General features: G+C 72.9%; 24 protein-coding genes and 1 pseudogene. 20 read left to right on the forward strand and 5 right to left on the reverse strand.

The genetic code is table 11. The features are described 5' to 3' along the window. Nucleotides 1–25 precede the first annotated feature (25 nt). Complete coding sequence (locus GTY58_RS31990) at nucleotides 26–880, forward strand: ABC transporter permease (protein ID WP_010987548.1); 855 nt, start codon at nucleotides 26–28, stop codon at nucleotides 878–880. Between the two features lie 34 nt (nucleotides 881–914). Continuing rightward, on the forward strand, nucleotides 915–1,580 hold the full coding sequence (locus GTY58_RS31995; protein ID WP_010987549.1) for an ATPase AAA: 666 nt from the start codon (nucleotides 915–917) through the stop codon (nucleotides 1,578–1,580). Nucleotides 1,581–1,829: 249 nt separating this feature from the next. On the opposite strand, the gene ybaK is transcribed toward GTY58_RS31995, so the two are convergent. The 4 genes from ybaK to GTY58_RS32015 form a co-directional block, all read right to left on the reverse strand. After that, nucleotides 1,830–2,330: a Cys-tRNA(Pro) deacylase gene (ybaK, locus tag GTY58_RS32000; protein WP_010987550.1), complete on the reverse strand. Its 501-nt coding sequence runs from the start codon at nucleotides 2,328–2,330 to the stop codon at nucleotides 1,830–1,832. Between the two features lie 23 nt (nucleotides 2,331–2,353). After that, nucleotides 2,354–3,094 (reverse strand): LON peptidase substrate-binding domain-containing protein, encoded by a 741-nt coding sequence (locus tag GTY58_RS32005; protein WP_010987551.1) that lies wholly within the window; start codon nucleotides 3,092–3,094, stop codon nucleotides 2,354–2,356. 11 nt (nucleotides 3,095–3,105) lie between these two features. After that, nucleotides 3,106–4,182 (reverse strand): hypothetical protein, encoded by a 1,077-nt coding sequence (locus GTY58_RS32010; RefSeq protein WP_037646927.1) that lies wholly within the window; start codon nucleotides 4,180–4,182, stop codon nucleotides 3,106–3,108. A 163-nt stretch (nucleotides 4,183–4,345) separates the two neighbouring features. Then, on the reverse strand, nucleotides 4,346–5,926 hold the full coding sequence (locus tag GTY58_RS32015; protein ID WP_010987553.1) for a hypothetical protein: 1,581 nt from the start codon (nucleotides 5,924–5,926) through the stop codon (nucleotides 4,346–4,348). A gap of 233 nt (nucleotides 5,927–6,159) precedes the next feature. Between GTY58_RS32015 and hisD the strand changes: the two genes are divergently transcribed. The 16 genes and pseudogenes from hisD (at nucleotide 6,160) to GTY58_RS32090 (ending at nucleotide 21,388) form a co-directional block, all read left to right on the forward strand. After that, nucleotides 6,160–7,485: a histidinol dehydrogenase gene (hisD, locus tag GTY58_RS32020; protein ID WP_010987554.1), complete on the forward strand. Its 1,326-nt coding sequence runs from the start codon at nucleotides 6,160–6,162 to the stop codon at nucleotides 7,483–7,485. Then, complete coding sequence (locus GTY58_RS32025; protein WP_010987555.1) at nucleotides 7,482–8,591, forward strand: histidinol-phosphate transaminase; 1,110 nt, start codon at nucleotides 7,482–7,484, stop codon at nucleotides 8,589–8,591. Before hisD ends, GTY58_RS32025 begins: the two co-directional genes overlap by 4 nt. Next, on the forward strand, nucleotides 8,588–9,181 hold the full coding sequence (gene hisB, locus GTY58_RS32030; RefSeq protein WP_010987556.1) for an imidazoleglycerol-phosphate dehydratase HisB: 594 nt from the start codon (nucleotides 8,588–8,590) through the stop codon (nucleotides 9,179–9,181). The genes GTY58_RS32025 and hisB overlap by 4 nt, the downstream gene beginning before the upstream one ends. Next, the gene (locus GTY58_RS39870; protein ID WP_010987557.1) at nucleotides 9,178–9,342 is read left to right on the forward strand and encodes a hypothetical protein; all 165 of its coding nucleotides are present in this window, start codon (nucleotides 9,178–9,180) and stop codon (nucleotides 9,340–9,342) included. Before hisB ends, GTY58_RS39870 begins: the two co-directional genes overlap by 4 nt. Continuing rightward, nucleotides 9,333–9,980, forward strand: a complete 648-nt coding sequence (gene hisH / locus GTY58_RS32035; protein ID WP_010987558.1) for an imidazole glycerol phosphate synthase subunit HisH — start codon at nucleotides 9,333–9,335, stop codon at nucleotides 9,978–9,980. The genes GTY58_RS39870 and hisH overlap by 10 nt, the downstream gene beginning before the upstream one ends. After that, entirely contained in the window at nucleotides 9,980–10,708 is a 729-nt protein-coding gene (gene priA / locus GTY58_RS32040) for a bifunctional 1-(5-phosphoribosyl)-5-((5-phosphoribosylamino)methylideneamino)imidazole-4-carboxamide isomerase/phosphoribosylanthranilate isomerase PriA (protein ID WP_010987559.1), read from the forward strand. Before hisH ends, priA begins: the two co-directional genes overlap by 1 nt. Beyond that, complete coding sequence (locus GTY58_RS32045; protein WP_037646788.1) at nucleotides 10,705–11,103, forward strand: RidA family protein; 399 nt, start codon at nucleotides 10,705–10,707, stop codon at nucleotides 11,101–11,103. Before priA ends, GTY58_RS32045 begins: the two co-directional genes overlap by 4 nt. Beyond that, nucleotides 11,100–11,855, forward strand: coding sequence for an imidazole glycerol phosphate synthase subunit HisF (gene hisF / locus GTY58_RS32050; protein ID WP_010987561.1), 756 nt, complete (start codon nucleotides 11,100–11,102; stop codon nucleotides 11,853–11,855). Before GTY58_RS32045 ends, hisF begins: the two co-directional genes overlap by 4 nt. 117 nt (nucleotides 11,856–11,972) lie before the next feature. Beyond that, nucleotides 11,973–12,560, forward strand: a complete 588-nt coding sequence (locus GTY58_RS32055; protein WP_010987562.1) for a helix-turn-helix domain-containing protein — start codon at nucleotides 11,973–11,975, stop codon at nucleotides 12,558–12,560. 32 nt (nucleotides 12,561–12,592) lie between these two features. Beyond that, the gene (locus GTY58_RS32060; RefSeq protein ID WP_037646789.1) at nucleotides 12,593–13,924 is read left to right on the forward strand and encodes an MFS transporter; all 1,332 of its coding nucleotides are present in this window, start codon (nucleotides 12,593–12,595) and stop codon (nucleotides 13,922–13,924) included. A 528-nt stretch (nucleotides 13,925–14,452) separates the two neighbouring features. Next, nucleotides 14,453–15,709, forward strand: a complete 1,257-nt coding sequence (locus GTY58_RS32065; protein WP_010987564.1) for a helix-turn-helix domain-containing protein — start codon at nucleotides 14,453–14,455, stop codon at nucleotides 15,707–15,709. Between the two features lie 476 nt (nucleotides 15,710–16,185). Further along, nucleotides 16,186–17,001 (forward strand): annotated as a pseudogene (locus GTY58_RS32070) (ABC transporter ATP-binding protein); the annotation flags it as partial. A 272-nt stretch (nucleotides 17,002–17,273) separates the two neighbouring features. After that, nucleotides 17,274–18,068 carry an ABC transporter ATP-binding protein gene (locus GTY58_RS32075; protein ID WP_010987566.1) on the forward strand — a complete coding sequence of 265 codons (795 nt, stop codon included), beginning with the start codon at nucleotides 17,274–17,276 and terminating at the stop codon, nucleotides 18,066–18,068. Further along, complete coding sequence (locus GTY58_RS32080; protein WP_010987567.1) at nucleotides 18,065–18,955, forward strand: branched-chain amino acid ABC transporter permease; 891 nt, start codon at nucleotides 18,065–18,067, stop codon at nucleotides 18,953–18,955. The genes GTY58_RS32075 and GTY58_RS32080 overlap by 4 nt, the downstream gene beginning before the upstream one ends. A 10-nt stretch (nucleotides 18,956–18,965) precedes the next feature. Then, the gene (locus tag GTY58_RS32085) at nucleotides 18,966–20,129 is read left to right on the forward strand and encodes a branched-chain amino acid ABC transporter permease (RefSeq protein ID WP_042493802.1); all 1,164 of its coding nucleotides are present in this window, start codon (nucleotides 18,966–18,968) and stop codon (nucleotides 20,127–20,129) included. After that, entirely contained in the window at nucleotides 20,126–21,388 is a 1,263-nt protein-coding gene (locus tag GTY58_RS32090) for an ABC transporter substrate-binding protein (protein WP_010987569.1), read from the forward strand. Before GTY58_RS32085 ends, GTY58_RS32090 begins: the two co-directional genes overlap by 4 nt. Nucleotides 21,389–22,059: 671 nt before the next feature. Here GTY58_RS32090 and GTY58_RS32095 read toward each other — a convergent pair. Beyond that, nucleotides 22,060–22,695, reverse strand: coding sequence for a TIGR03085 family metal-binding protein (locus tag GTY58_RS32095; protein ID WP_010987570.1), 636 nt, complete (start codon nucleotides 22,693–22,695; stop codon nucleotides 22,060–22,062). A gap of 120 nt (nucleotides 22,696–22,815) precedes the next feature. On the opposite strand from GTY58_RS32095, the gene hisI reads away from it, so the two are divergent. Together hisI and GTY58_RS32105 are read left to right on the forward strand one after the other, a co-directional pair. After that, the gene (gene hisI, locus GTY58_RS32100) at nucleotides 22,816–23,217 is read left to right on the forward strand and encodes a phosphoribosyl-AMP cyclohydrolase (protein ID WP_010987571.1); all 402 of its coding nucleotides are present in this window, start codon (nucleotides 22,816–22,818) and stop codon (nucleotides 23,215–23,217) included. 11 nt (nucleotides 23,218–23,228) lie between these two features. After that, a complete protein-coding gene (locus tag GTY58_RS32105; protein ID WP_010987572.1) occupies nucleotides 23,229–24,710 on the forward strand; it encodes an anthranilate synthase component I in 1,482 nt (493 codons plus the stop codon). Nucleotides 24,711–24,748: the final 38 nt, after the last annotated feature.

Consider the following 24,748-nt stretch of genomic DNA (forward strand, 5'->3'; position numbering starts at 1 on the left):
TGAACGTACGGGCCGCCGCGGCCGTATGGAACGGGGCCGGAGCGAAGAGGAGCAGCTCGACGTGAGTGTCGTACCCGCTGAGGTTCTGCCCGGCGTCACGGCCCTGGACGACGGCGCTCGAACCGAGGCGCCGCTCGGGCCGCGGGCGCGGCTGTGGCCGTCGCTCGCCGCCGTCTACCGGGCGCAGCTGTCCCGGGCGCGGGTCGCGCGGATCCCGCTGCTGTTCGTGGCGACCTTCCAGTCCGTCGGGATCATGATCATGATGCGCGGAGTCGTCGACGACGCGGACGAGGCGCGGGCCGTGGTCGCCGGGGCGACCGTCCTCGTCGTCGCGTTCGTCGCGCTGAACCTGCTCGCGCAGTACTTCGGGCAGCTGCGCGCCAGCGGCGGGCTCGACCACTACGCGACGCTGCCCGTGCCGCCCGCGGCGGTGGTGCTCGGCGCGGCCGGCGCGTACGCCTCCTTCACCGTGCCCGGGACCGTCGTCACCGCCGTCTTCGGGTGTGTGCTCTTCGGGCTGCCGCTGACCCACCTGTGGGTCCTTGCCGCGGTGATCCCGCTCGCGGGGGCCGCGCTCGCCGGGCTCGGGGCCGCCTTCGGGCTGCTCGCTCCTCGGCCCGAACTGGCCACGCTGCTGGGGCAGTTGGGGATGTCCGCGGCGCTGCTGCTCGGTGTGCTGCCGGCCGACCGGATGCCGGGGGTCGTGCAGTGCGCGCGGGATCTGCTGCCGTCCACGTACGGGGTCGAGGCGCTCGCGCGGACCTTCGGCGGGCACCCGGACTGGGCGTTCGTCCTGGGTGACCTGGCCGTGTGCGCCGCCGTCGGGGTCGCCTCGCTGGCCGTCGCGACCTGGGCCTATCGCCGAGCGGCCGTCCGGTGACGCGGCCGACGGACCCGCCTGGCACGATGGCAGGGTGACCGCTCCGCTGACTCCGCCTCCGCCGCCGCACGACCAGCCCTCCCAGGACCCCTGGCAGGCGCCGCCCGCCGGTGGTGCCGTGGGCGTGGCCGGGTACGAAGAGGACGGCCCCGGGATGAAGACCGAAGTCCGCGAGGCCGCCGTGATCACGGTCGGTCTTGCGCTCTGCGGAGTGCTGCTCGGGGTGCTGTGGTGGTGGCTGGCGCCGCATGTGCCGCTCATGGGCGGCGTGGTCGGCAAGGAGTGGGTCGTCTACCTCAAGGACACCGAGGGCGAGCAGGCTGTCGGGGTCGATGGAACCTTCACCCTGCTCGCGCTGGCCTTCGGCGCGGTCAGTGCGCTCGCCGTGTTCCTGTGGCGCCGGCGGGGCGGGGTGCCGCTGGCCGTGTCGCTCGCCGTGGGCGGGGTGCTCGGGTCGTTGCTCGCGTGGCGGGTGGGGGTCTGGCTGGGACCCACGCAGAACGTGCTCGCGCATGCCAAGGCCGTGGGCAAGGGCGTCACCTTCTCCGCGCCGCTGAAGCTGGGCGCGAAGGGGGCGCTGCTGGCGTGGTCGCTGGCGGCGCTGCTGGTGCACCTCGGACTCACGGCGCTGTTCGGGCCACGGGATCCGGATCCGTACGCGAGCCCGTACGACGCGCCTCCGGCTCCGCCCGCCGGGTAACGGTTCGGCGCGTTGTGGCCGCGGCGGGGTGTTCCGCCCCGCCGCCCCTGCCCGTCCCTGCGGGCCGCACCCCCAGCCCCCTTCGGCGTGCCGGCAGGCCCTCAAGCGCCGGTCGGGCTGAGGGAGGTGTCTCCTACGCCGGCCTCCTGCCGTGGTTCGCGTTGCCCTTGCGCGTACGCCATTTCCGCTTGCGCGTCCTCTTCGACATGTTCCTCGTACTTAACCGAGGACGGGGCGTCCGTCGAGGGGTCAGGCACGGGCGATCGGGGCGGGGACCGCTTCCGTGAGCTTCGCCAAGTCGTCCGGGGACAGCTCCACTTCGAGGCCCCGGCGGCCCGCCGAGACACAGACCGTGTCGTGGGCGGCGGCCGACGCGTCCAGGACCGTGCGGAGCTTCTTGCGCTGGCCCAGCGGTGAGATGCCACCGCGGACATAGCCCGTCGTGCGCTCCGCCAGCACGGGATCCGCCATCGCCGCGCGCTTGCCGCCCACCGCCGTCGCCAGCGCCTTCAGGTCCAGCGAGCCCGCGACCGGGACCACGGCGACGACCAGCGCGCCGTCCACGTCCGCCACCAGCGTCTTGAAGACGCGGTCGGGCGAGACGCCCATCGCCTCGGCCGCCTCCTCGCCGTACGAGGGGTGCGCGGGGTCGTGCTCGTACGCGTGGACCGTGTACGGCACGCCCGCCGCCGTCAGGGCCACCGTCGCGGGCGTGCCGCCCGGCTGCTGCTTCTTCGACTTCTTCGCCACGGTGCCGCTGCCTTCACGTCGGTTCAGTTGAGACTGGTCGGGCCGCGCGTCAGCTCGGACGCTGGCAACGACGGCAGATTACGGATGATCGCCGTCTCCGTGCGCAGCAGTTTCAGCTCCTCGCGCAGCCGTGAGGCCGTGTCCGGGGCCTGGAGCAGCCGCTGTTTCGCCGGGGTGTCGAGCATCACGGCCGCCGCGACGAGGTACGAGACGACGGACGGCTCGTCCGGCAGGTCGGCGCTCGTGGAGATGGAGCGCTCGCGGGCGCCGGCCAGGCGCTTCTGGTACTGCCGGAACGCGCGCAGCACGCCCTCGGCGAGCGCACCCGCCCCGTCGCCCGGGTCCTCGGGCAGTTCCTCCAGCTCGGCCGTCAGATACGGGCCCGACGCGTCCACGGAGAGCAGCTTGACGCGTGTCGTGCCGGTCGCCAGCACCTCGAAGCCGCCGTCGGCGCGCTCCCGCACGGTCGCCGCGTCCGCGATGCAGCCCACGGAGTGGAAGGCCTTGACCGGGTCGTCGCCGAAGCCGGCCGCGGGCCCGCGCTCGGGCACGGCCGTCGGGTCCGGCATGCCGGGCGCGCTCGGCGCGACCTCGTAGCCGTCGCGGATGGCGACGACGGCGAACCGGCGCGGTTCGTCCTCGGGGGTCTTCAGCAGATCGCGCATGAGGGCGCGATAGCGCTCCTCGAACACGTTCAGCGGGAGGACGAGCCCGGGGAACAGCACCGAGTTCAGCGGGAAGAGCGGGAGCCGGACGGTGGTCACGACGCGAAAGCCTAATGGTCGCCGGAGCGGGAGCGTCCGTCGTGCCCACTCCGTGGATCCCGCGGGCGCTCACCCGGCGGTCCGAGGGGGAGGCCGGAGGCGACCTCGAGGCGGACTCCGTCGCGCAGTTCCAGGAACTGCCCGAGCGGGTCGTCGGAGATCCGGTCCCAGGGGAACGAGGTGGCGTACGGGCCGATCATGCGCAGTTGCTGCAACGCGTCCTCCCAGCGCTGGAGCCGCACCAGGACATAGGTGAGGAGGTTGCGGACCTCCGCGGGCCACGGGTCGGCGGCCGCGTACTCGTTCGAGAGCGCGATGGCCCGGTCGGCCGCCGCGTCCAGGCGCTCGCGCCCCACGGCCGCCCCGCCGCCCTCGGTCAGATAGGCGAAGGCGGCGCGCACGGGCAGCATCTGGACCAGGGAGCCGGGCAGGGCGTCCTGCGCGGCCGTCTCGGCGAAGTCGAAGCACTCGCGGTGCGAGCGCCGGGGGGTGTGAGGGGTGTCCCCCCGCTGAGCACAGCAGGCGGCGGACAAGTACTGGAGGGCGGCGACATGGCAGCCGTAGTGGTGCGAGGAGCGGCGCACCGCCTCGCCCCACAGCCGTTCGAACTCGGCGTGCCCGGCGTTGGTGCCGCGCGCGTGGTCGAGGGCGATCCGCCAGGGCACCGGGTCGCGCGGGGCGCCCTCCGCGGCGGCGGTGATCAGCGGGGCGACCTGGCGCAGGAGTTCGGCGCGGGCGGGCGACTCCCAGCCGCGGCGCACCGCCAGCTCGGCCCGGACGAGCAGCGCGTCCGGGTCGTGCGGGCGGGCGCGCCGCCACTCCTCGAGCCACTCGGGCCGGGAGCGCGCGAAGGCCGCGAGGCGGGTCGTGTACCGGTCGCGGTTCTCCCACTCGGCGGCCTCGCGGGAGCCGGCGAGCAGCTCGGCCGCGGGCTCGTACTCGCCGCGTCCCGCCGCGACCAGCGCGGGGGCGAGGTGTTCGTCGGGCGCGTCGAGGAGCACCTCGTCGTCGGCGGGCAGCCCGACCGCGAGGCGCGGGGAGTTCCTGGCCATCCGGGCCGTACGGAGGATCGCGCGCAGCAGTGCCATGGTGGAAGCCATTGAAAGCCGCAGGTCGGGGCTGTGTCAGGGGGTGTGTGGTGACGCTTTCGTAACCTTCGATTGGTTGTATGACGGACGGTCAAGGGCAAGTAAAAGGTGACTGTTGTTCAACTGTTGACGGTCTGTCCGCCGGCTCGGGCCGCCCTGTCCGTCAGCTGCGGCGCAGCAGTCGGGTGGCCCCCGCCGCCACGGTCGTCGCCAGGATCCAGCCGAGCAGGATCACCGTCGCGGCCAGCCACTGCCAGCCGCCGCGCAGCTGCCACTGGCCGGCCTGGCCGAGGTCGATGACCGGCAGCAGCAGATCCAGCGCGAACAGCGAGGCGTTCCACGACGGATGCCCGTCGCCGTTGACCGGGGGGTGCCCGGCGTGCGAGAAGGCGACCGACGTCACCGCCCACAGGACCGCCATCCACAGGGCGGCGCGCCCCGGCCGGTACCCGTAGGCGACCGCCCAGTCCTGTACGTACCCCCACAGCTTGCCCGCGACCGGCAGGGTCTCCCGGCGGCGGCGCTGCTTGGCGAGCAGCACCTCCCGCGCGTCCTCGTCCTCGCCGGAGTTGCGCAGCACGGCCGCCAGGCGCTCGTACGGCTCCGGGTTGTACTCGGCGGTCGCCGCGGCCACCCACTCCAGGCGCTCGGTCAGCGGGAACCGGCCGTGCGGCACGAGGTTCTCGTAGCCGAAGCCGCCCATCTGCAGCCGGCCCGGGCCCGGCCAGCTCTCCGCCCTGTCGACCAGGTTGACGATCCGCGCGCCCGACAGGACGACCCGGCCGCGCTCGGGGTGCTCGCTCAAAAAGCGCAGCTCGGGCGTCTGGACCCGGCGCAGTGACAACTCCTGGTCGTCCTCGAAGACGAAGCGGGCCCGCTCCAGGTCCACCGCGTCCCCGAACCGCCCGTCGTCGAGCCGGATCCCGCCCCGGCACGCGAACCGCTGCACCCGGGTGCCCCGCGCCGGAGTGGCGCCGCTGGTCAGCGGCGGATTGCCGAGGCCGGCGGGGGTCAGGTACAGCGTGCGCCCGACGGTCAGCTGAGGCGCGTTCAGGGCCAGGGGCGTGTAGCTGTTGGTCAGCAGGGCGCCGCGCAGGCTCAGCGAGACGCCGATCTTGGCGCTGCGCAGACTCAGCTCGCCGTGCGACTCCATCATCTCGGCCTGGAGGTCCTGCCCGACGGTCATGCCGTCGCCGGTGAGCGAACGCCCGCGCCGGTCCCGGTAGACCACCGCCTGGTTCAGCAGCAGATCCGTGCCGATGTGCGCGTCCGTGAGCCGTACGCCGTTGTGGAACCGGCAGCGCGGCAGATGCAGGTCGCCCTCGGTGTGCACCCGTGCCGCCTCCAGGCGCGGCACCGAGCAGTCCACGAACCGTACGGTCGTGAAGTGGGCCTCCGGCAGCAGGACCTCCTTCTCGAACCGGCAGCCCTTCAGTTCGAGGTACGGCACGACGGTGCCGCCGGAGAGATCGAGCGAGTCCTTGATCTGTACGCCGACGAGCTTCAGGGACGCCACCCGCCCCGCCAGGGCCGGCGGCCCGTCCAGGAGCAGCCAGCACACGATGCGGGCCCGTACGGTGCGCTCGGGGCCCCAGGGGTGGCCGCCGTGCGGATCGTCCACGGTCGCGTTCCCGGCGCGCAGGTCGTACACAGTGCCGTTGCGGAAGGCCTGCCACATGCCGGCCTCGGCGGCGGTCAGGTCGTCCGGCAGGTCCCCGGCGTGGATACCGGCACCCTCGGTCACGGCGCTTCCTTCCTCCCGCCCCCGGCTGCTCGGTTGCTCGGCCCCTCTGTCTCTCTTTTCTCGCTGTCTCTCTGTCCCTCGGTTACTCACGGGTTTCGTACAGTCGTTCATGCCCGCTGTGTGACCGTCTGAACGCTAATGGTGAGGGTGATCTTCCGGAGAGCGGGTGGGATCTGTATCAGCCATTGATACGGGCGTCCGGCGGCCGACGCCGGTCTGAGAGAATTGGCTATGTGATCTCCCGAATCGATCTGCGCGGCGACGCCCTCCCCGAGGGCTCCGCCCTGCGCGACCTGCTGCCCCGAGCCGACTTCGACGTCTCGGCCGCCCTGGAGAAGGTGCGTCCGATCTGCGAGGCCGTGCATCATCGGGGCGACGCGGCGCTGATCGACTTCGCCGAGAAGTTCGACGGCGTACGCCTCGAGTCCGTACGGGTCCCGGCGCGGGCCCTCGCCGACGCGCTGGAGCAGCTCGACCCGGCGGTGCGCGCGGCCCTGGAGGAGTCGATCCGCCGCGCCCGGCTCGTCCACCGCGAGCAGCGCCGTACGACGCACACGACCCAGGTCGTGCCGGGCGGCTCGGTCACCGAGAAGTGGGTGCCGGTCGACCGCGTCGGTCTGTACGCGCCCGGCGGTCGGTCGGTCTACCCGTCCTCCGTGGTCATGAACGTCGTCCCGGCCCAGGAGGCCGGCGTCGAGTCGATCGCCCTCGCCTCGCCGGCGCAGGCCGAGTTCGGCGGACTCCCGCACCCGACGATCCTCGCGGCGTGCGCGCTGCTCGGCGTCGACGAGGTGTACGCGGCCGGCGGCGCGACCGCCGTCGCGATGTTCGCGTACGGCACCGAGTCCTGCGCGCCCGCCGACATGGTCACCGGCCCCGGCAACATCTGGGTCGCCGCGGCCAAGCGCTACTTCACGGGCAAGATCGGCATCGACGCCGAGGCCGGCCCCACCGAGATCGCGGTCCTCGCGGACTCCACGGCCGACCCCGTCCACGTCGCCTCCGACCTGATCAGCCAGGCCGAGCACGACCCGCTGGCCGCCGCCGTCCTGGTCACCGACTCCGTCGAGCTGGCGGACGCGGTCGAGAAGGAGCTGGAACCGCAGGTCGCGGCCACCAAGCACATCGACGACCGCATCGTCCCGGCGCTGAAGGGCCGGCAGTCCGCGATCGTGCTCGTCGACGGCGTCGACGAGGGCCTGCGGGTGGTCGACGCGTACGGCGCCGAGCACCTGGAGATCCAGACGGCCGACGCGGCCGCCGTGGCCGACCGGGTGCGCAACGCGGGCGCGATCTTCATCGGGCCCTGGGCGCCGGTCTCCCTCGGCGACTACGCGGCCGGCTCCAACCACGTGCTGCCCACCGGCGGCTGCGCCTGCCACTCCTCGGGCCTGTCCGTCCAGTCCTTCCTGCGCGGCATCCACATCGTCGACTACACGAAGGACGCGCTGGCCGACGTGGCGCACCACGTGGTGACGCTCGCGGAGGCGGAGGACCTGCCCGCGCACGGCGCGGCGATCAAGGCAAGGTTCGGTTGGAAGGTGCCTGAGAGCAAGTGAGCTTCGGAATCGACGATCTCCCCGTACGGGACGAGCTGCGCGGCAAGTCCCCCTACGGCGCGCCCCAGCTCGACGTCCCCGTACGGCTGAACACCAACGAGAATCCGTACCCGCTGCCCGAGCCGCTCGTCGAGCGGATCGCCGAGCGGGTGCGGGAGGCCGCCCGTCACCTCAACCGCTACCCCGACCGGGACGCGGTGGAGCTGCGCACGGAGCTGGCCACGTACCTGACGAACACCGGCAAGCACCCCGTCGGCATCGAGAACGTCTGGGCGGCCAACGGCTCCAACGAGGTCATCCAGCAGCTGCTCCAGACCTTCGGCGGACCCGGCCGCACGGCGATCGGCTTCGAGCCGTCGTACTCGATGCACGCCCTCATCGCGCGCGGCACGGGCACCGCCTGGATCTCCGGTCCCCGGGGCGAGGACTTCACGATCGACCTCGCCGCCGCCCGGCAGGCCATCGCCGAGAGCCGGCCGGACGTCGTCTTCATCACGACCCCCAACAACCCCACGGGCACCGCGGTCCCGCCCGAGACGGTCCTCGCGCTGTACGAGGCCGCGCAGGCGGTGAAGCCGTCGATGGTGGTGGTCGACGAGGCGTACATCGAGTTCAGCCACGGCGACTCCCTGCTGCCGCTGCTCGAAGGCCGGCCGCATCTCGTCGTCTCGCGCACCATGTCCAAGGCGTTCGGCGCGGCCGGGCTGCGCCTCGGCTATCTCGCCGCGCACCCGGCGGTGGTCGACGCCGTCCAGCTCGTACGGCTGCCGTACCACCTGTCGGCCATCACGCAGGCGACCGCGCTGGCCGCCCTGGAGCACACCGACACCCTGCTCGGTTACGTGGAGCAGTTGAAGGCCGAGCGGGACCGGCTGGTCGCCGAGCTGCGCGCGATCGGCTACGACGTGACCGAGTCCGACGCGAACTTCGTGCAGTTCGGGCGGTTCGCCGACGCGCACGAGGTCTGGCAGCAGATCCTCGACCGGGGCGTCCTGGTCCGGGACAACGGCGTACCGGGATGGCTGCGGGTCAGCGCCGGTACCCCCGAAGAGAACGACGCGTTCCTCGACGCGGTCCGTGAGCTGAAGAAGGAGCAGAACGCATGAGCCGCGTAGGCCGCGTTGAGCGCACCACCAAGGAGACCTCGGTGCTCGTCGAGATCGATCTCGACGGGTCCGGAAAGGTCGATGTGTCGACCGGGGTCGGCTTCTACGACCACATGCTCGACCAGCTCGGCCGCCACGGTCTGTTCGACCTGACGGTGAAGACCGAGGGCGACCTGCACATCGACTCGCACCACACCATCGAGGACACCGCCCTCGCCCTCGGTGCCGCCTTCAAGCAGGCGCTCGGCGACAAGGTGGGCATCTACCGCTTCGGCAACTGCACGGTCCCGCTGGACGAGTCCCTCGCCCAGGTGACCGTCGACCTGTCGGGCCGCCCGTACCTCGTGCACACCGAGCCCGAGAACATGGCGCCGATGATCGGCGAGTACGACACCACGATGACCCGGCACATACTGGAGTCCTTCGTCGCCCAGGCGCAGATCGCCCTGCACGTGCACGTGCCGTACGGGCGCAACGCGCACCACATCGTGGAGTGCCAGTTCAAGGCGCTGGCGCGGGCGCTGCGGTACGCGAGCGAACGCGACCCGCGTGCCGCCGGCATCCTCCCCTCCACGAAGGGCGCACTGTGAGCGGGCTGTCCACCGTCCTGATCGTCCTCGGGCTCTTCCTCCTCGGCGGGGTCTACTCCTTCGTCAAGCAGAAGATGCCGACGAGCCTCATCGTGGTGCTGTCGATCGGCGCGGTGATGTGCCTGGCCGCGGGCGTCGTGCGACTGGAGGTGTGGAATTGAGTACCGCGAAGAAAGTCGTGGTGTTCGACTACGGCTTCGGCAATGTGCGCTCCGCCGAGCGCGCGCTCGCCCGTGCCGGCGCCGAGGTCGAGATAACGCGTGACTTCGACACGGCCATGAACGCCGACGGACTGCTGGTGCCCGGTGTCGGCGCCTTCGCCGCCTGCATGAAGGGGCTGAAGGAGGCGCGCGGCGACTGGATCGTCGGCCGCCGGCTGGCCGGCGGCCGCCCCGTGATGGGCATCTGCGTCGGCATGCAGATCCTCTTCGAGCGCGGCATCGAGCACGGTGTGGAGACCGAGGGCCTCGACGAGTGGCCCGGCACGGTCGGGCCGCTCGAGGCCGAGATCGTGCCGCACATGGGCTGGAACACGGTCGAGGCGCCCGGGGGATCGCAGCTCTTCGCGGGGCTCGACGCCGACGCGCGCTTCTACTTCGTCCACTCGTACGCCGTCCACGACTGGTCCCTGGACGTCGCGAACCCGGCGATGCGCGCACCCCTGGTGACCTGGTCGACGCACGGCAAGCCGTTCGTGGCGGCCGTCGAGAACGGCGCCCTGTGGGCCACGCAGTTCCACCCCGAGAAGTCCGGCGACGCCGGAGCGCAGCTGCTGAACAACTGGATCGGAACCCTCTGATGGCTTCGAAGCTCGAACTCCTCCCCGCCGTCGACGTCCGTGACGGCCAGGCCGTCCGCCTCGTGCACGGCGAGTCCGGTACGGAGACGTCCTACGGCTCTCCGCTCGAGGCCGCCCTCGCCTGGCAGCGGTCGGGCGCCGAGTGGCTGCACCTCGTCGACCTGGACGCCGCGTTCGGCACCGGCGACAACCGCGCGCTGATCGCCGAGGTCGCGGGGGCGATGGACATCAAGGTCGAGCTGTCCGGCGGCATCCGCGACGACGACACGCTCGCCGCCGCCCTCGCCACCGGCTGCACCCGGGTGAACCTGGGCACCGCCGCCCTGGAGACCCCCGAGTGGGTCGCCAAGGTCATCGCCGAGCACGGCGACAAGATCGCGGTCGGTCTCGACGTACGCGGCACGACGCTGCGCGGCCGTGGCTGGACCCGCGACGGCGGCGACCTCTACGAGACCCTGGAGCGCCTCAACTCCGAGGGCTGCGCCCGCTACGTGGTCACCGACATCGCGAAGGACGGCACGCTCCAGGGCCCGAACCTGGAGCTGCTGAGGAACGTCTGCGCGGCGACCGACCGCCCGGTGGTCGCCTCCGGCGGCGTGTCCTCGCTGGACGACCTGCGGGCCATCGCCGCGCTGGTGCCGCTCGGTGTCGAGGGCTCGATCGTCGGGAAGGCCCTGTACGCGAAGGCGTTCACCCTGGAAGAGGCCCTGGAGGCGGTAGCCAAGTGAGCGACGTACGACGCGTCAGCACCGGCGCGCCCTGGGAGGACACGTTCGGCTACTCCCGTGCGGTGCAGCTGCCGAACGGTCTGGTGCTGGTCTCCGGCTGCACCTCCGTGATCGACGGATCGATCGTCGACGACGGCCCGTACGAGCAGGCGCTCAACTCCTTCAATGTCGCGTTCGCGGCGCTGAAGGAGCTCGGCCTCGGCCGCGACGACGTCGTCCGTACGCGCATGTACCTCACCCATGCCCGGGACGTGGAGGAGATCGGACGCGCCCACAAGCAGCTGTTCGACTCCGTCCGCCCCGCCGCGTCCATGATCATCGTCTCCGGTTTCGTGGACCCGCGCCTGGTCGTCGAGGTCGAGGTGGAGGCGTACCGAGAGGCCCCGCAGTCATGACCCTGGCCGTACGAGTCATCCCCTGCCTGGACGTGGACAACGGCCGGGTGGTCAAGGGTGTCAACTTCCAGAACCTGCGCGACGCGGGCGACCCCGTCGAGATGGCGAAGGTGTACGACGCCGAGGGCGCCGACGAGCTGACGTTCCTGGACATCACCGCGTCCTCCGGCAACCGCGAGACCACGTACGACGTCGTGCGCCGCACGGCCGAGCAGGTGTTCATCCCGCTGACGGTGGGCGGGGGCGTGCGGACGCCCGACGACGTGGACAAGCTGCTGCGGGCGGGCGCGGACAAGGTGGGCGTGAACACGGCCGCCATCGCCCGGCCCGAGCTGATCCGTGAGATCGCCGAGCGGTTCGGCCGGCAGGTCCTGGTCCTGTCGGTGGACGCGCGCCGGACCGAGAGCGGCAGCTTCGAGGTCACCACCCACGGCGGCCGCAAGGGCACCGGCATCGACGCCGTGGAGTGGGCGCACCGGGCCGCCGAGCTGGGCGCGGGAGAGATCCTGCTCAACTCGATGGACGCGGACGGCACCAAGGACGGCTACGACCTGGAGATGATCGCGGCGGTGCGGGCGCACGTGACCGTGCCCGTCATCGCCTCCGGCGGCGCCGGCAAGCTCGACCACTTCCCGCCGGCCATCGCGGCGGGCGCCGACGCGGTGCTGGCCGCGTCCGTCTTCCACTTCGGTGATCTGCGGATCGGCGAGGTGAAGGAGACGCTGCGGGCGGCGGGGCATCCCGTGCGGTGACGCCGCGCCGCGTCGGCCCCGGTCACCTGGTGGCCGGGGCTTCTCCTTGAGCAGACGCGAAAGGAAAGTTGTGCAATTTTTGTTGCGCAACTTTTCTTTCGTATCTACGGTGGAGCCGTGACCGCCAAGGAGAACCGCCCCATCACCGACATCGGCACGCTCAAGGCGCTCGCCCATCCGCTGCGGATGAAGCTCTACCGGGCCCTGTGCGTGACCCGCACCGCGACCGCCTCGCAGCTCGCCGAGCAGGTCGACGAAGGCGTCTCGCTGGTCAGTTACCACCTGCGCAAGCTCGCCGACCACGGGCTGATCGAGGCGGCCCGGCCGCAGAGCGGGGACGGCCGCGAGCGCTGGTGGCAGCCCTCCTCACAGGGCGTGAGCATCAAGGACAAGGACTTCCGGGACGCACCCGAGAAGGCGGCCGCGCACGCGGCGGCCACCCGTCTCTTCCACGAGCAGCGCGCCGACCTGTACCGCCGCTATCTCGACGAGCGCCCCACCTGGGGCCCCGAGTGGAACTCCGCCGCGCCCGACCAGGAGTCCCTGCTGCGCCTGACCCCCGCCGAGCTGGCCGAGCTGGGCGCGGAGTTGCTCGCCCTCGCCAGGAAGTACGACGAGAAGGGCCGTGCCGCCGAGGCCGCCGGCGACACCGAAGGGCGCGAGAACGTCGCGCTGCATGTGTACGGCTTCCCGTTCCGCCCCTGATCCGCGTCGGCTTCGAGAGGGAACCGCTTCCCGTGACCGCCACACTCATACCGCCGGTCCACGCCGCCGCCCACAAGCCGGCCCACCGCGACTCCAACGTCCTTCGCTGGCTCGGCGCCTACACCGCGTCGATGGTGGGCGACAACGTCTACTACCTCGCGCTGTCCTGGGCCGCGGTCCAGGCCGGTACGCCCTCGCAGGCCGGCCTCGTGATGGCCGTCAGCGCCGTGCCGCGGGCCCTGCTCATGCTGGGCGGGGGAGTGGTGGCCGACCGGTTCGGGCCGCGCAGGGTCGTCATCGGCAGCGACGCGGTGCGCTGCGCTGCCGTCCTCGCGGTGGCCGCGCTGCTGTTCGCGGCGAGCCCCGGGCTGTGGCCGCTCGCCCTGCTCGCCGTTCTCTTCGGCACCGTGGACGCCGTGTTCATGCCCGCCGTGGGCGCCCTTCCGGCCCGCGTCACCGGCCGCGACCAGCTCGCCCGCGTCCAGGGCATGCGCGGCCTCGCGATCCGCTTCGCCAACGTGGTGGGCGCGCCGCTCGGCGGCCTGGGCGTGGCGCTCGGCGGAGCGGCGGCCGCGTTCGGACTGGCCGGACTCCTGATCGCCGTCTCGGTGCCGTTGCTGATCTCCGTACGGATGCGGGACCTGCCGGCGGACGGGGAGGGGGGCGGGGAAGCGGACCGGGAGGCGGGCGGGAAGGCGGACCAGGAGGCGGGGCCCCACCGCATGGGGGCCGCGCAGGACACCGTCCCCCGCACCACCCCCTGGCAGGACCTCCGCGACGGTCTGCGCTACATCCGTGGCCACCGTGTGCTCGCCCCGCTCCTGGTCGCCATCGCCCTCGGCGACCTCGGCTTCGTCGGACCGCTCAACGTCGGGCTGACCCTGCTCGCCGAGCAGCGGGGCTGGGGCGCCTCCGGTATGGGCTGGGTGCTCTCCGGATTCGGGACCGGGGCCGGGGTGGCCGCCCTGCTGCTGACCGTACGGGGTCGGCTGCCGCACGCCGGACGTGTCGTCGCGGCGGCGATCCTGCCGGGCTCCGTCGCGATCGGCGCGCTCGCGTACGCACCGAGTCTCGTCGTCGCCGTCGGCACGGCTCTGCTGGTCGGGCTGCTCGCCGGGCTCAGCGGCGCCCTGTGCGGCGCGCTGCTCCAGACCCAGGCCGACCCCGCGTACCTGGGCCGGGTCAGCTCCGTGGCCGGCATCGTCAGCCTCGGCTTCGCCCCGCTCAGCATGCCGCTGAGCGCGGCCGCCATCGGCTGGTGGGGCACCGGCCCCGTCTTCGTCACCAGCGCCGCGGTCTGCGGCCTCGGCGGCGTCGTCGTGCTGTGCTCCGGCCCACTGCGCCGCGCCCAGCTGCCTCGCTGAGCGCGCCGGGGGGACCGGGGGGGGGCGAGGCGGGGAGGCGCGAGCCGGGGGGGTGAGCCGCGGGGGTGTGAGCGGGGGGTGCGAGCCGCCCTCGGCTCGCAGCGCGCCTGTCGGCGGGCGGGGAAGGCGCGGGCTGCCGGGACCGGGTGATTTTGCGTTCCGATACGGGCGCTGCTCGCGACGCCGCTGGCCGCATCGCCGCTCGCCGCTCGCCGCGGATGGTCTCTCACCGCACCGGTCGTGGGCGCGCAGACCGCCGACCACCCCTGCGCGCGGACCGGCCGCCCCGGTCGGGCCTCGAGGCGCCGACCGGACCGTACGCGGCGTCGCCAGTCGGCCTGGACCGCGTGGGGAGCGCGTATCGCGAGGTGCCGGGCGTCGCGAGGCAGCGGGGAATTTGTCGACGAACTCTAGGGACCGACCGGACGGTATGCCATCCTTCGGGACCAAGGACTGCTCCGGAGCCGCCCGGCGGGGGACGAACGCCGTGCTGGGCACCGGTGCGAACCGAACCGGTGGAGGACCGCGATGCCGAACGCCGTACGAGCCCGTGTCCGGGCGGTGCCCGGGCTGCCGCCCGCCTCGCCGCCCGTCCGTTCCCTCGTCGACGCGGAGGCCGTCGCCGTGCTGCGCCGCGCGGCCGCCGTCCTGATGGACGACCTCCCCGAAATCACCGAACGGCTGCTCGCCGTGCTCCAGGAGCAGGAGCCGGCCTACCGGGCGGCCTTCGAAACGGACCCCTCGGGGCTGTGGCAGGAGGTGCACCGCTCCCTGCGGCACAACGTCGGCTCCCTGCTGCGCCCCAGGGAGTGCAGGGACGCCGCCCGGCGCTGCTCATGGCGGATCGGCGCCGAACGGGCGGAACAGGGGATGCCGTTGGACGCGCTGCTGCACGCCTTTCGGCTCGGCGGCGCCCTGGTGTGGCGGAGGCTCGTCGAGGAGGCCGCACGGCGCGACCCCGACGACGTACGCCTGCTGGTGCATGTGGCGTCGGACGTGTGGAACTTCGTCGACGAGCACTGCACCCTGGTCGCCGACGCCTACCGGCATGTGGAACGGCAGCTCGCCTGGCGGCGCGAGAACCGGTTGCGGCTGATGACCACCGCCCTCCTCGACGGCACGACCCGCATAGCCGACCTGCCGGACGTGGCCACCGCGCTGGACCTTCCCGAGCAGGGCAGGTACGCGGTGGTGAGCGTGGCCGTCGCCCACCCGGCCGGCCACGTGGGCACACAACTGCTGTCCGTGCCACCCGGTATGCGGGCGCTCTGGCACACCGGCACGGACGTCGAGCACGGCATCGTCCACCTCGGCGAGCGCGAGCCGAAGGATCTGGTCGACCGCGTGACCGTACCGATCGGGGCCCGGGTCGGTATCAGCCGCGCGGTCGACGGTCTCGCGGCGGTCGGTGACGCACGCCGGCTCGCCGAGACCGCTCTGCGCGCCTGCCCGGAGAGCGGCGGCACCGTCCTGCTCGACGAGCATCTGCCCGCGGCCCTGCTGGTGTCCGCGCCGGCCCTGGGCACGGCGCTCGTCAACCGGGTCCTGGGACCGCTGCTCAGCCTCGACCCGAGCGACCGGGACCTGCTCCTGGACACCGTCAGCGCCTGGCTCGACAACGACGGGTCCGCCCAGCGCGCGGCGAGCCGGCTGTACTGCCACCGCAACACGGTCCTCAACCGGCTGCGCCGTTTCGAACAGCTCACCGGCCGCTGTCTCACCCGGCCCGCGGACGTCGTCGACACCTCGCTCGCGCTGACCGCCCGGCGGCTCCTCGGGGACTGACCCCGTCCCTCCCTTGGAGCGGCTCCTCGGGGACTGACCCCGTCCCTCCCTTGGAGCGGCTCCTCGCGGACTGACCCCGTCCCTCCCTTGGAGCGGTTCCTCGGTGGCCGACCCTGCCTCTTGGAGCGGCTCCTCGGGGGGCTGACCGCGCCCTTTGGGACAGCGCACAGTCCGTGGACGGCGGGCCACGACATGCGCACACGTCCCGCACGCGTCCCGTGGGCATCCCCGCCGGGCTTCCGCCGGGCTTCCTCCCGCGCCTGCTCGGTTCGCCGCCGCCGCGCCGGGCGGACGGCCCCGGCAGCGGGCCGGGCTCCGCGCGGGACGCGGCACGCTGGGCAGCGGCACAACTCTCCGCCCCCGACGCTGGGAGCCGGTCCCGAGACGCGGCCGGGCGCTGTACGCGACCGTGGGCGCATGCTCTCGTAGGGCCACTTCCCCCGTATGTCCGCGTCGTGCGGAACCGAGGAGTTGTGATGCCCTCTTTGTCATCGGACGGCGCCCGGCAGGACATACCCCTGCCGGGCGGACCGCCCCCGAAGGACCCGCCCCCGAACGGGCCGTCGGTGCTGCACGTGCGCGACCTCGACGTGGCCTACGGGCGCGCCCTGACCGCGTTGCGAGGTGTCTGCCTGGAGGTGCCCGCGGGCGGGGCCGTGGCCCTGCTCGGCGCCAACGGCGCGGGCAAGAGCACCTTGCTGCGCTCCCTCTCCGGCACCCTGCGCCTGCATCGCGGAGCGATCACCGCGGGCAGCGTCCACTACGGCGACGTGCGCCTGACCGGACAGGACCCGGTGGCCGCGGTGCGCGCCGGTGTCGTACAGGTCCCCGAAGGCCGCCGGGTGTTCGCCGGACTCACCGTGGACGAGAACCTGCGGGCCGGCGGACTGGGCCTCGGCCGCCGTGCCCCGGCGGTCGTCAAAGCCGCCCGCGAACAGGTCTTCGGACTGTTCCCCCGGCTCGCGGAACGCCGCGCGCAGCGCGCCGGACTGCTGTCGGGCGGCGAGCAGCAGATGCTCGCCATCGGGCGGGCCCTGATGGCCGCACCCCGGCTGCTGCTCCTCGACGAACCGTCACTCGGCCTGGCCCCGCTGATGGTCGAGCGCATCGCCGAGGTGATCCGGGAGATCAACGAGCAGGGCACCTCGATCCTGCTCGTGGAACAGAACGCCGCGATGGCACTGGCACTGTCCGACCACGCGTACGTCCTCGAAGTCGGCGAGGTGCGGCTCGCCGGCCCGGCCGCCGAACTGGCCAGGACCGACGCGGTACGGCGCCTGTACCTGGGGGAGGAGGCCGGACCCGAGGCGATGGGGCCCGGCGAGGCCACCGCGGCTCCGGACACTCCGGGCCCGCACCCCGCGCCGCCCGGCCCGCCCCCTGGTCCGGAGGCCGGTACGGACGGTGCGGTCGGTTCGTCTCCTGGTCCGGAGGCCGGTACGGACGGTGCCGCCGGGCCGCCCCCCGATCCCGACACCGGCACGGAAGGCGCCGCCGGCCCGCCCGGCGGGCAGCGCACCACGACCGAGGGCCAGCGCACCACGGCCGAAGGGCAGGGCGTCGCATGAGCGTGTCACCCCCGCCCCTGCGGGTCGACGACGTCACGGTCAAATTCGCCGGACTCACCGCGCTGGACTCCATCGGCTTCACCGTGGCGCCCGGCAGCGTCCACGCGCTGATCGGGCCCAACGGAGCGGGCAAGTCCACCTGCTTCAACGTCGTGTCCGGGCTGTGCCGGCCCACGCACGGCAGCGTCAGCCTCGGCGACACGGAACTCACCCGGCTGCCCCCGCACCGGATCGCCCTGCTCGGCATCGCCCGTACCTTCCAGAACATCGTCACCACGGCGGGCACCGTGGGCGACAACCTGATGCTCGGCCGGCACGCCCTGTCCCGCGCGGGGTTCACCGCGACCGCCCTGCGACTGCCGGGCACCGTGCGCGAGCAGCGCAGCCACCGGGCCCGCGCCCGCGAGATCGCCGAACTCACCGGCCTCGGCACGCTGTTCGACACGCCGGTCGCCCTGCTGTCGTACGGCGACCGCAAGCGCGTCGAACTCGCCCGCGCCCTGTGCCTGGAGCCGCGGGTGCTGCTGCTCGACGAACCGGTGGCCGGCATGAACTCCGGCGAACGCGCCCGCACCGTCGAGGTCGTGCGCACGGTCCGCGCGGAACTGGGCCTGTCCGTGCTGCTGGTGGAGCACGACATGGGCCTCGTCATGCGGCTGGCCGACGAGGTCACCGTCCTCGACTTCGGCCGCCGTATCGCCGCGGGCACCCCGGACCAGGTCCGCCAGGACCCCGAGGTCCGCCGCGCCTACCTCGGCACCCCGACCACTCCCCAGGAGCACATCGCATGAGCACCGCCCTGGACACCGTACTGAACGGGCTCGCCCTCGGTTCGGTCTACGCCCTGGTCGCCCTCGGCTTCGTCATCATCTTCAAGGCCTCGGCAGTGATGAACTTCGCGCACGGCTCCCTGCTGCTCCTCGGCGGCTATCTGACCGCGGTGCTGCACGACCGGCTCGGCTTCGCGGGCGCCCTCGCCCTCGCGGTCCTCGCCACCGCGGCCGCCGCCGGGCTGATCGACTGGCTGCTGCTGCGCCGCCTCGACCCGCACGCCGCGCACGTACTGACCATCCTCACCATCGGCGTCGACATCCTGCTGATGACGGACCTCACCCGCCGCATCGGCGGGGACCTCCTCACCCTGGGCGACCCCTGGGGCTCCGACGTGACCGAGCTCGGCCCGATCACCGTCGCCGACAGCCGGATCGCCTCGATCCTGGTGTCACTGGTCGTCATCGCCGCCGTCTTCGCCGTCTTCCGGTTCACTTCGTGGGGCCTGTCCCTGCGAGCCGCCGCCGAGGACCACGAGGCCGCCGCGCTGATGGGCATCAGGCTCGCCCGGATCCGGACCCTCGCCTGGTGCCTGGCCGGCGCGCTCGCCGCGCTCGCCGCCGTCTTCCTGGCCGCCTTCCCGGCCCCCGGCCTGGAGCGCACCACCGGACAGATCGCGCTGAAGGCCTTCCCCGCCGCGATCCTCGGCGGCATGGCCTCGCCGCCGGGCGCGCTCGCCGGAAGCCTGCTGATCGGCGTCACCGAGGCGCTGGCGGCCGGCTACCAGTCCGAACTCTCCGCGCTCGGCGAGGGCTTCGGCGACGTGGTGCCGTACGCCGTGATGGTGCTGGTGCTCCTCGTCCGGCCCGCCGGTCTCTTCGGGACGAGGGAGGCGGCCCGTGTCTAGGCGCCTCGTCATGGCGGGCGCTGCCGTCCTCCTGTGCGTACTGCCCTTCTATCTGGGCGCGTTCTGGCTCCAGGTCGGACTGTTCTCGATGGCCGCCGCGCTCGGAGCCGTCGGACTCACCCTCCTCACCGGCACCGCCGGCCAGCTCTCCCTCGGCCACGCGTTCTTCCTCGCGGTCGGCGCCTACGGATACGTGTGGCTGGCGGGCGACCCCGGGCCGGGGCTGCCGCCGCTGCTCGCCCTGGTGCTGGCGGTCTGTCTGAGCGGTCTGGTGGGCGGCCTGTTCAGTCCGGTCGCCGGCCGGGTGCGCGGCGTCTACCTCGGGGTGGCGACGCTCGCCCTGGTCTTCCTCGGCCACCACGTGATGCTCAACGCCGACTCCATCACCGGCGGCTTCAACGGGCGGTCCGTGCCGCCCATGTCCCTCGGCGGCTTCACCTTCACCGCGAGCGATCCCCAACTGACCGTGCTGGGCGTCCCGTTCGGCGCCGAGGAGCGCCTGTGGTACCTGGCGCTGATCCTGCTCGCGGTGGGCTGGTTCGCCGCCCGCAACCTGCTGAACGGCCGCCCGGGACTGGCCCTGACCGCGCTGCGCGACAGCGAGACCGCGGCGGCCGTGATGGGCGTCCCGGTCGCCCGCCGGCGCTCGGCCGCCTTCGTGGTCTCCTCCATGTACGCGGGCCTGGCCGGGGTCCTGCTCGCGCTCGTCTTCCGCCGGATCGTGCCGGACTACTTCGGCCTCGCACTGTCCATCGACTACCTCGCGATGATCGTCATCGGCGGCCTCGGCTCGGTGGCGGGCGCCGCCGCGGGCGCCGTCTTCGTCACCGCGCTGCCGTTGCTCATGGCCCGCTACGCCGACCAGTTGCCGCTGGTCGCCGCGCCCGGCGCCGCGGGCCACGCGGTGGGCCCCACCGAGGCCTCCCGCTATCTGTACGGCGCCGCCATCGTCCTCGTCCTGCTCTTCGCCCCCGACGGGCTGAGCGGCGTCGCCCGGCGCGCCGGCGCCGCGGTCCGCCGACGCCGGACCGCGCCCCCGCGCACGGCGTCCGCCGATGTCGCATCACCGGCCTCCGCATCACCGGCCTCCGAATCACCGGCCTCCGCATCCCCGGCCGCCTCCACCCCGGCCGCGTCCGCATCAGATCAACGACCCAAGGAGCGCACCTCGTGAACACGACGGGACGCACAGCACTCGCCACGACCCTTGCCGCCTTTCTGCTGGCCGGCGTCGGATGCAGCACCAAAGCCGGTGACTCCGGCGGCGACACCGCCGCGGACGGCGTGAAGACCGGCCCCGGCGTCACCGCCGACAAGATCGGGCTGGGCGCGCTCACGGATCTGAGCGGCCCCTACGCCACCCTCGGCAAGAGCATCGTCCAGGCCCAGCAGATGTGGGCCGACGAGACCAACAAGAAGGGCGGGATCTGCGGGCGCAAGGTCGAGATCGTCGTCAAGGACCACGGCTACGACGTCCAGAAGGCCGTGGCCGCCTACACCGAGATCTCCCCGGACGTCCTGGCGCTGCCCCAGGTCATCGGCTCGCCCGTGGTCTCCGCCCTGCTCGACGACGTGGAGAAGGACCACCTCCTCACCTTCCCGCAGGCCTGGGCCGCCTCCCTGCTCGGCAAGGACGCCGTGCAGGTGCTCGGCACCACGTACGACATCGACATGGTGCGCGCCGTCGACTTCCTCACCCGCAAGCAGGGCGTGAAGAAGGGCGACAAGATCGGCCACGTGTACTTCGAGGGCGACTACGGCAGCAACGCGCTGGAAGGCTCCTCGTGGGCGGCGAAGAAGGCGGGCCTCACGGTCGTCGGACAGAAGATCAAGGCCACCGACACCGATCTGTCGGCGCAGGTCACCGCCCTGCGCAAGGCCGGGGTCAAGGCGATCCTGATCAGCGCGGGCCCCAGCCAGACCGCTTCCCTGGTGGGTGTCGCGGCTTCACGCGGGCTGAAGGTCCCGGTCGTCACCAGCGCCCCCGGCTACGCGCCGCAGCTCCTCAAGACACCGGCGGCGCCCGCACTGCTCGCCATGCTGCACGTCGTCAGCTCCGCCCCGCCGGTCAGTTCCGACCTTCCGGCCGTCAAGAGGATGGTCACCTCGTACCAGAAGAAGTACCCCGGTGAGCTCGTGGACGCGGGCACCTTGTCGGGCTACAACGCGGCCGAACTCATGGGCCGCGACCTGAAGGCCGCCTGCAAGGCCAAGGACCTCACCCGGGAGGGCCTGGTGAAGGCGCACCGCTCGCAGAAGGCGGTGGACAACGGCCTCGGCACCCCGCAGGACTTCTCCGACGCCTCGCGCCCGGCGGCCATGGCCGCCTACGTGACCAAGCCGGACAAGAAGGCCACGGGCGGCACCGTGCTGGTCGAGGACGCCCGCGCACTGCCCGCGGAACAGAAGTTCCTGGACTCCCGCAAGAAGTGACACCGGGACACGGCGCCCCGGCACGTGTCGCACCGCCCGGCGGGCCGACCGCCGGGCCGCGGCCCTCCGGCTGGAGGGCCGCGGCGTCAGGAGTGTCGGTCCGCCCCCGCGCTGTGATTCCCGGGGCAACCCCCGGGTCTCCGGCCGGGAGACCGTCGCGTCCCGGAGCGGTCGGTCCGCCCCCGCGCTGTGATTCCCGGGGCAACCCCCGGGTCTCCGGCCGGGAGACCGTCGCGTCCCGGAGCGGTCGGTCCGCCCCCGCGCTGTGATTCCCGGGGGCGGATCGACGTGTCCGACGCCTGCGGCCCCGCCACCGCCCGGCCCCCCGGGGCCGCCCACCGAGCGCTCGGCGGATGCAGCGGTGTGGTGAGCCGCTCCGCGGACCCCGGCGGCCCGGCGAGCCGTTCGGCGGAACCCGGTGGCCCGGTGAGCTGCTTTGCAGACCCCGGTGGCCCGGCGAGCTGCTCGGCGGATCCCGTCGACGCGGACCCGCCCCCGCAGACTCCGGCGGCCCGGCGAGCTGCTTTGCAGACTCCGGTGGCCCGGCGAGCCGCTCAGCGGACCCCATCGACGTGGTGACCGGCCCCGCGGACCCCGACGCCCCGGTGAGCCGCCCCGCAGACCCCGGTGGCCCGGTGAGCGGCGGGAGCCGCCCCGCGGACCCCGGTGCCTCAGAGGCCGAGTTGCTTCGTCTCGTGCAGTCTCGCGATCGCTTCCTTGTCCCCGTCCAGCTCGACGGCCGCCACGTTCTGCCGCCCGCACGCGAAGATCAGCAGCTCCGAGGGCTCGCCGGTCACCGTCACCACCGGTGTGCCCTTGTGCGCGACCACCGTCTGCCCGTCCGGCCGGCGCAGCACGAGGCCGGTCGGCGCGCCGCGGCCCACCAGACGGGCCGTGCGCTCCAGGCGGGACCACAGGGTGTCCTGGAAGACCGGGTCCAGCGCGCGTGGCGTCCAGTCCGGCCGCGCCCGGCGTACGTCCTCGGTGTGGACGTAGAACTCGACCGTGTTCGACGCCTCGTCGATCTGCTTCAGGGCGAACGGGGAGAAGCGCGGCGGGCCGGTACGGATCAGCTGGATGAGCTCCTCGTACGGCTTCGCGGCGAACTCCGCCATCACCCGCTCGAGCCGGGGCGCGAGCTGCTTGATCAGCAGCCCGCCGGCCGCATCGGCCCGGCGCTCGCGCACCACCACGTGCGCGGCGAGATCCCGTGTGTTCCAGCCCTCGCACAGGGTGGGGGCGTCCGGTCCCTCCGCCTCCAACAGATCGGCGAGGAGAAGTCGTTCACGCTTCGCATGGGTCGACATGAGGCCAGCCTACGACCGCCCGGCCGGTCGGCCCAGTGGACACCCGGGAGGAACCCGCCGCGCGGTCCGCCCACTGGACGTCCGCCGGGGATGTCCGACCGGCGCGGCACAATGGTCGGCATGACCAGCACGCCCCAGCCCAGCAGGCCCAGCAGCCTGGACGCCGAGATCGCCGCGCGCCTCAAGCGCAGCGCCGACGGGCTCGTCCCCGCCATCGCCCAGCAGTACGACACCGGTGAGGTGCTGATGCTCGGCTGGATGGATGACGAGGCGCTGCACCGCACGCTCACCACGGGCCGCTGCACCTACTGGTCGCGCAGCCGCGGGGAGTACTGGGTGAAGGGCGACACCTCCGGCCACGTCCAGTACGTGAAGTCCGTAGCCCTCGACTGCGACGCCGACACCGTGCTCGTCAAGGTCGACCAGGTGGGCGCCGCCTGCCACACGGGCGCGCACACGTGCTTCGACGCCGACGTGCTGCTCAAGGACGGCGATTCCGGCGTACCCGCAGCGGATCAGTAAGGTCAGCCGCCATGGACCTCGAGACGTTCCGCAAGCTGGCCACCGACCGCCGTGTCATTCCCGTCAGCCGCAAACTCCTCGCCGACGGCGACACCCCGGTCGGGCTCTACCGCAAGCTCGCCGCCGAGCGCCCCGGCACCTTCCTCCTGGAGTCCGCGGAGAACGGCCGCTCGGCGTTCAAATGGTCCCGCTACTCCTTCGTGGGCGTCCGCTCCGCCGCCACCCTCACCGAGCGTGACGGGCAGGCGCACTGGCTCGGCACCCCGCCCGTGGGCGTCCCCACGGACGGCGACCCGCTCGCCGCCCTGCGCGCCACCATCGAGGCGCTGCACACGCCCCACGAGGAGGGCCTGCCGCCCTTCACCGGCGGCATGGTCGGCTATCTCGGCTACGACATCGTGCGCCGCCTGGAGAAGATCGGCCCCGGCGAGCGCGACGATCTGAAACTTCCCGAGCTGACCATGCTCCTCACCAGCGATCTGGCCGTCATGGACCACTGGGAGGGCTCCGTCCTGCTGATCGCCAACGCGATCAACCACAACGACCTCGACACGGGCGTCGACGAGGCCTACGCGGACGCGGTCGCCCGCCTCGACGCCATGGAGGCGGACCTGTCGCGCGCGGTCGCGCAGCCCCCCGCCGCCCTCCCGCCCTCCGAACTCCCGGAGTACACCGCCCTCTGGGGCGGCCCCGACTTCCAGGACGCCGTCGAGGACATCAAGGAGCGCATCCGGGCGGGCGAGGCGTTCCAGGTCGTCCCCTCCCAGCGCTTCGAAACGCCGTGCACGGCAAGCGCGTTGGACGTCTACCGGGTACTGCGGGCGACCAACCCCTCACCGTACATGTACCTCTTCCGCTTCGAGGGCTTCGACGTGGTCGGCTCGTCCCCCGAGGCCCTCGTCAAGGTCGAGGACGGGCAGGCGATGGTCCACCCCATCGCGGGCACCCGGCCGCGCGGCGCGACCCCGCAGGAGGACCAGGCCCTCGCGGACGAGCTGCTGGCCGACCCCAAGGAGCGCGCCGAGCACCTGATGCTCGTCGACCTGGGGCGCAACGATCTGGGGCGGGTCTGCGAGCCCGGTTCCGTCGAGGTCGTCGACTTCATGACCATCGAGCGCTACTCGCACGTGATGCACATCGTGTCGACCGTGACCGGGCGGGTCGCGCGGGGGCGTACGGCCTTCGACGTGCTGACGGCCTGCTTCCCGGCCGGCACCCTCTCCGGCGCGCCCAAGCCCCGCGCCCTGCAGATCATCGACGAACTGGAGCCGTCCCGGCGGGGGCTGTACGGCGGCTGCGTCGGCTACCTCGACTTCGCGGGCGACTCCGACACCGCCATCGCCATCCGCACGGCGCTGCTGCGCGACGGCACGGCGTACGTGCAGGCGGGCGCCGGCATCGTCGCGGACTCGGACCCGGTCGCCGAGGACGACGAGTGCCGCAACAAGGCGGCGGCGGTCCTGCGCGCGGTCCACACGGCGAACCGGCTGTAGCCCGTCCACCGTGGCCGCGGTGAACCCCGGGTGACGGT

Source organism: Streptomyces sp. SID5469 (assembly GCF_009862865.1).
Taxonomy (GTDB): Bacteria; Actinomycetota; Actinomycetes; order Streptomycetales; family Streptomycetaceae; genus Streptomyces; species Streptomyces avermitilis.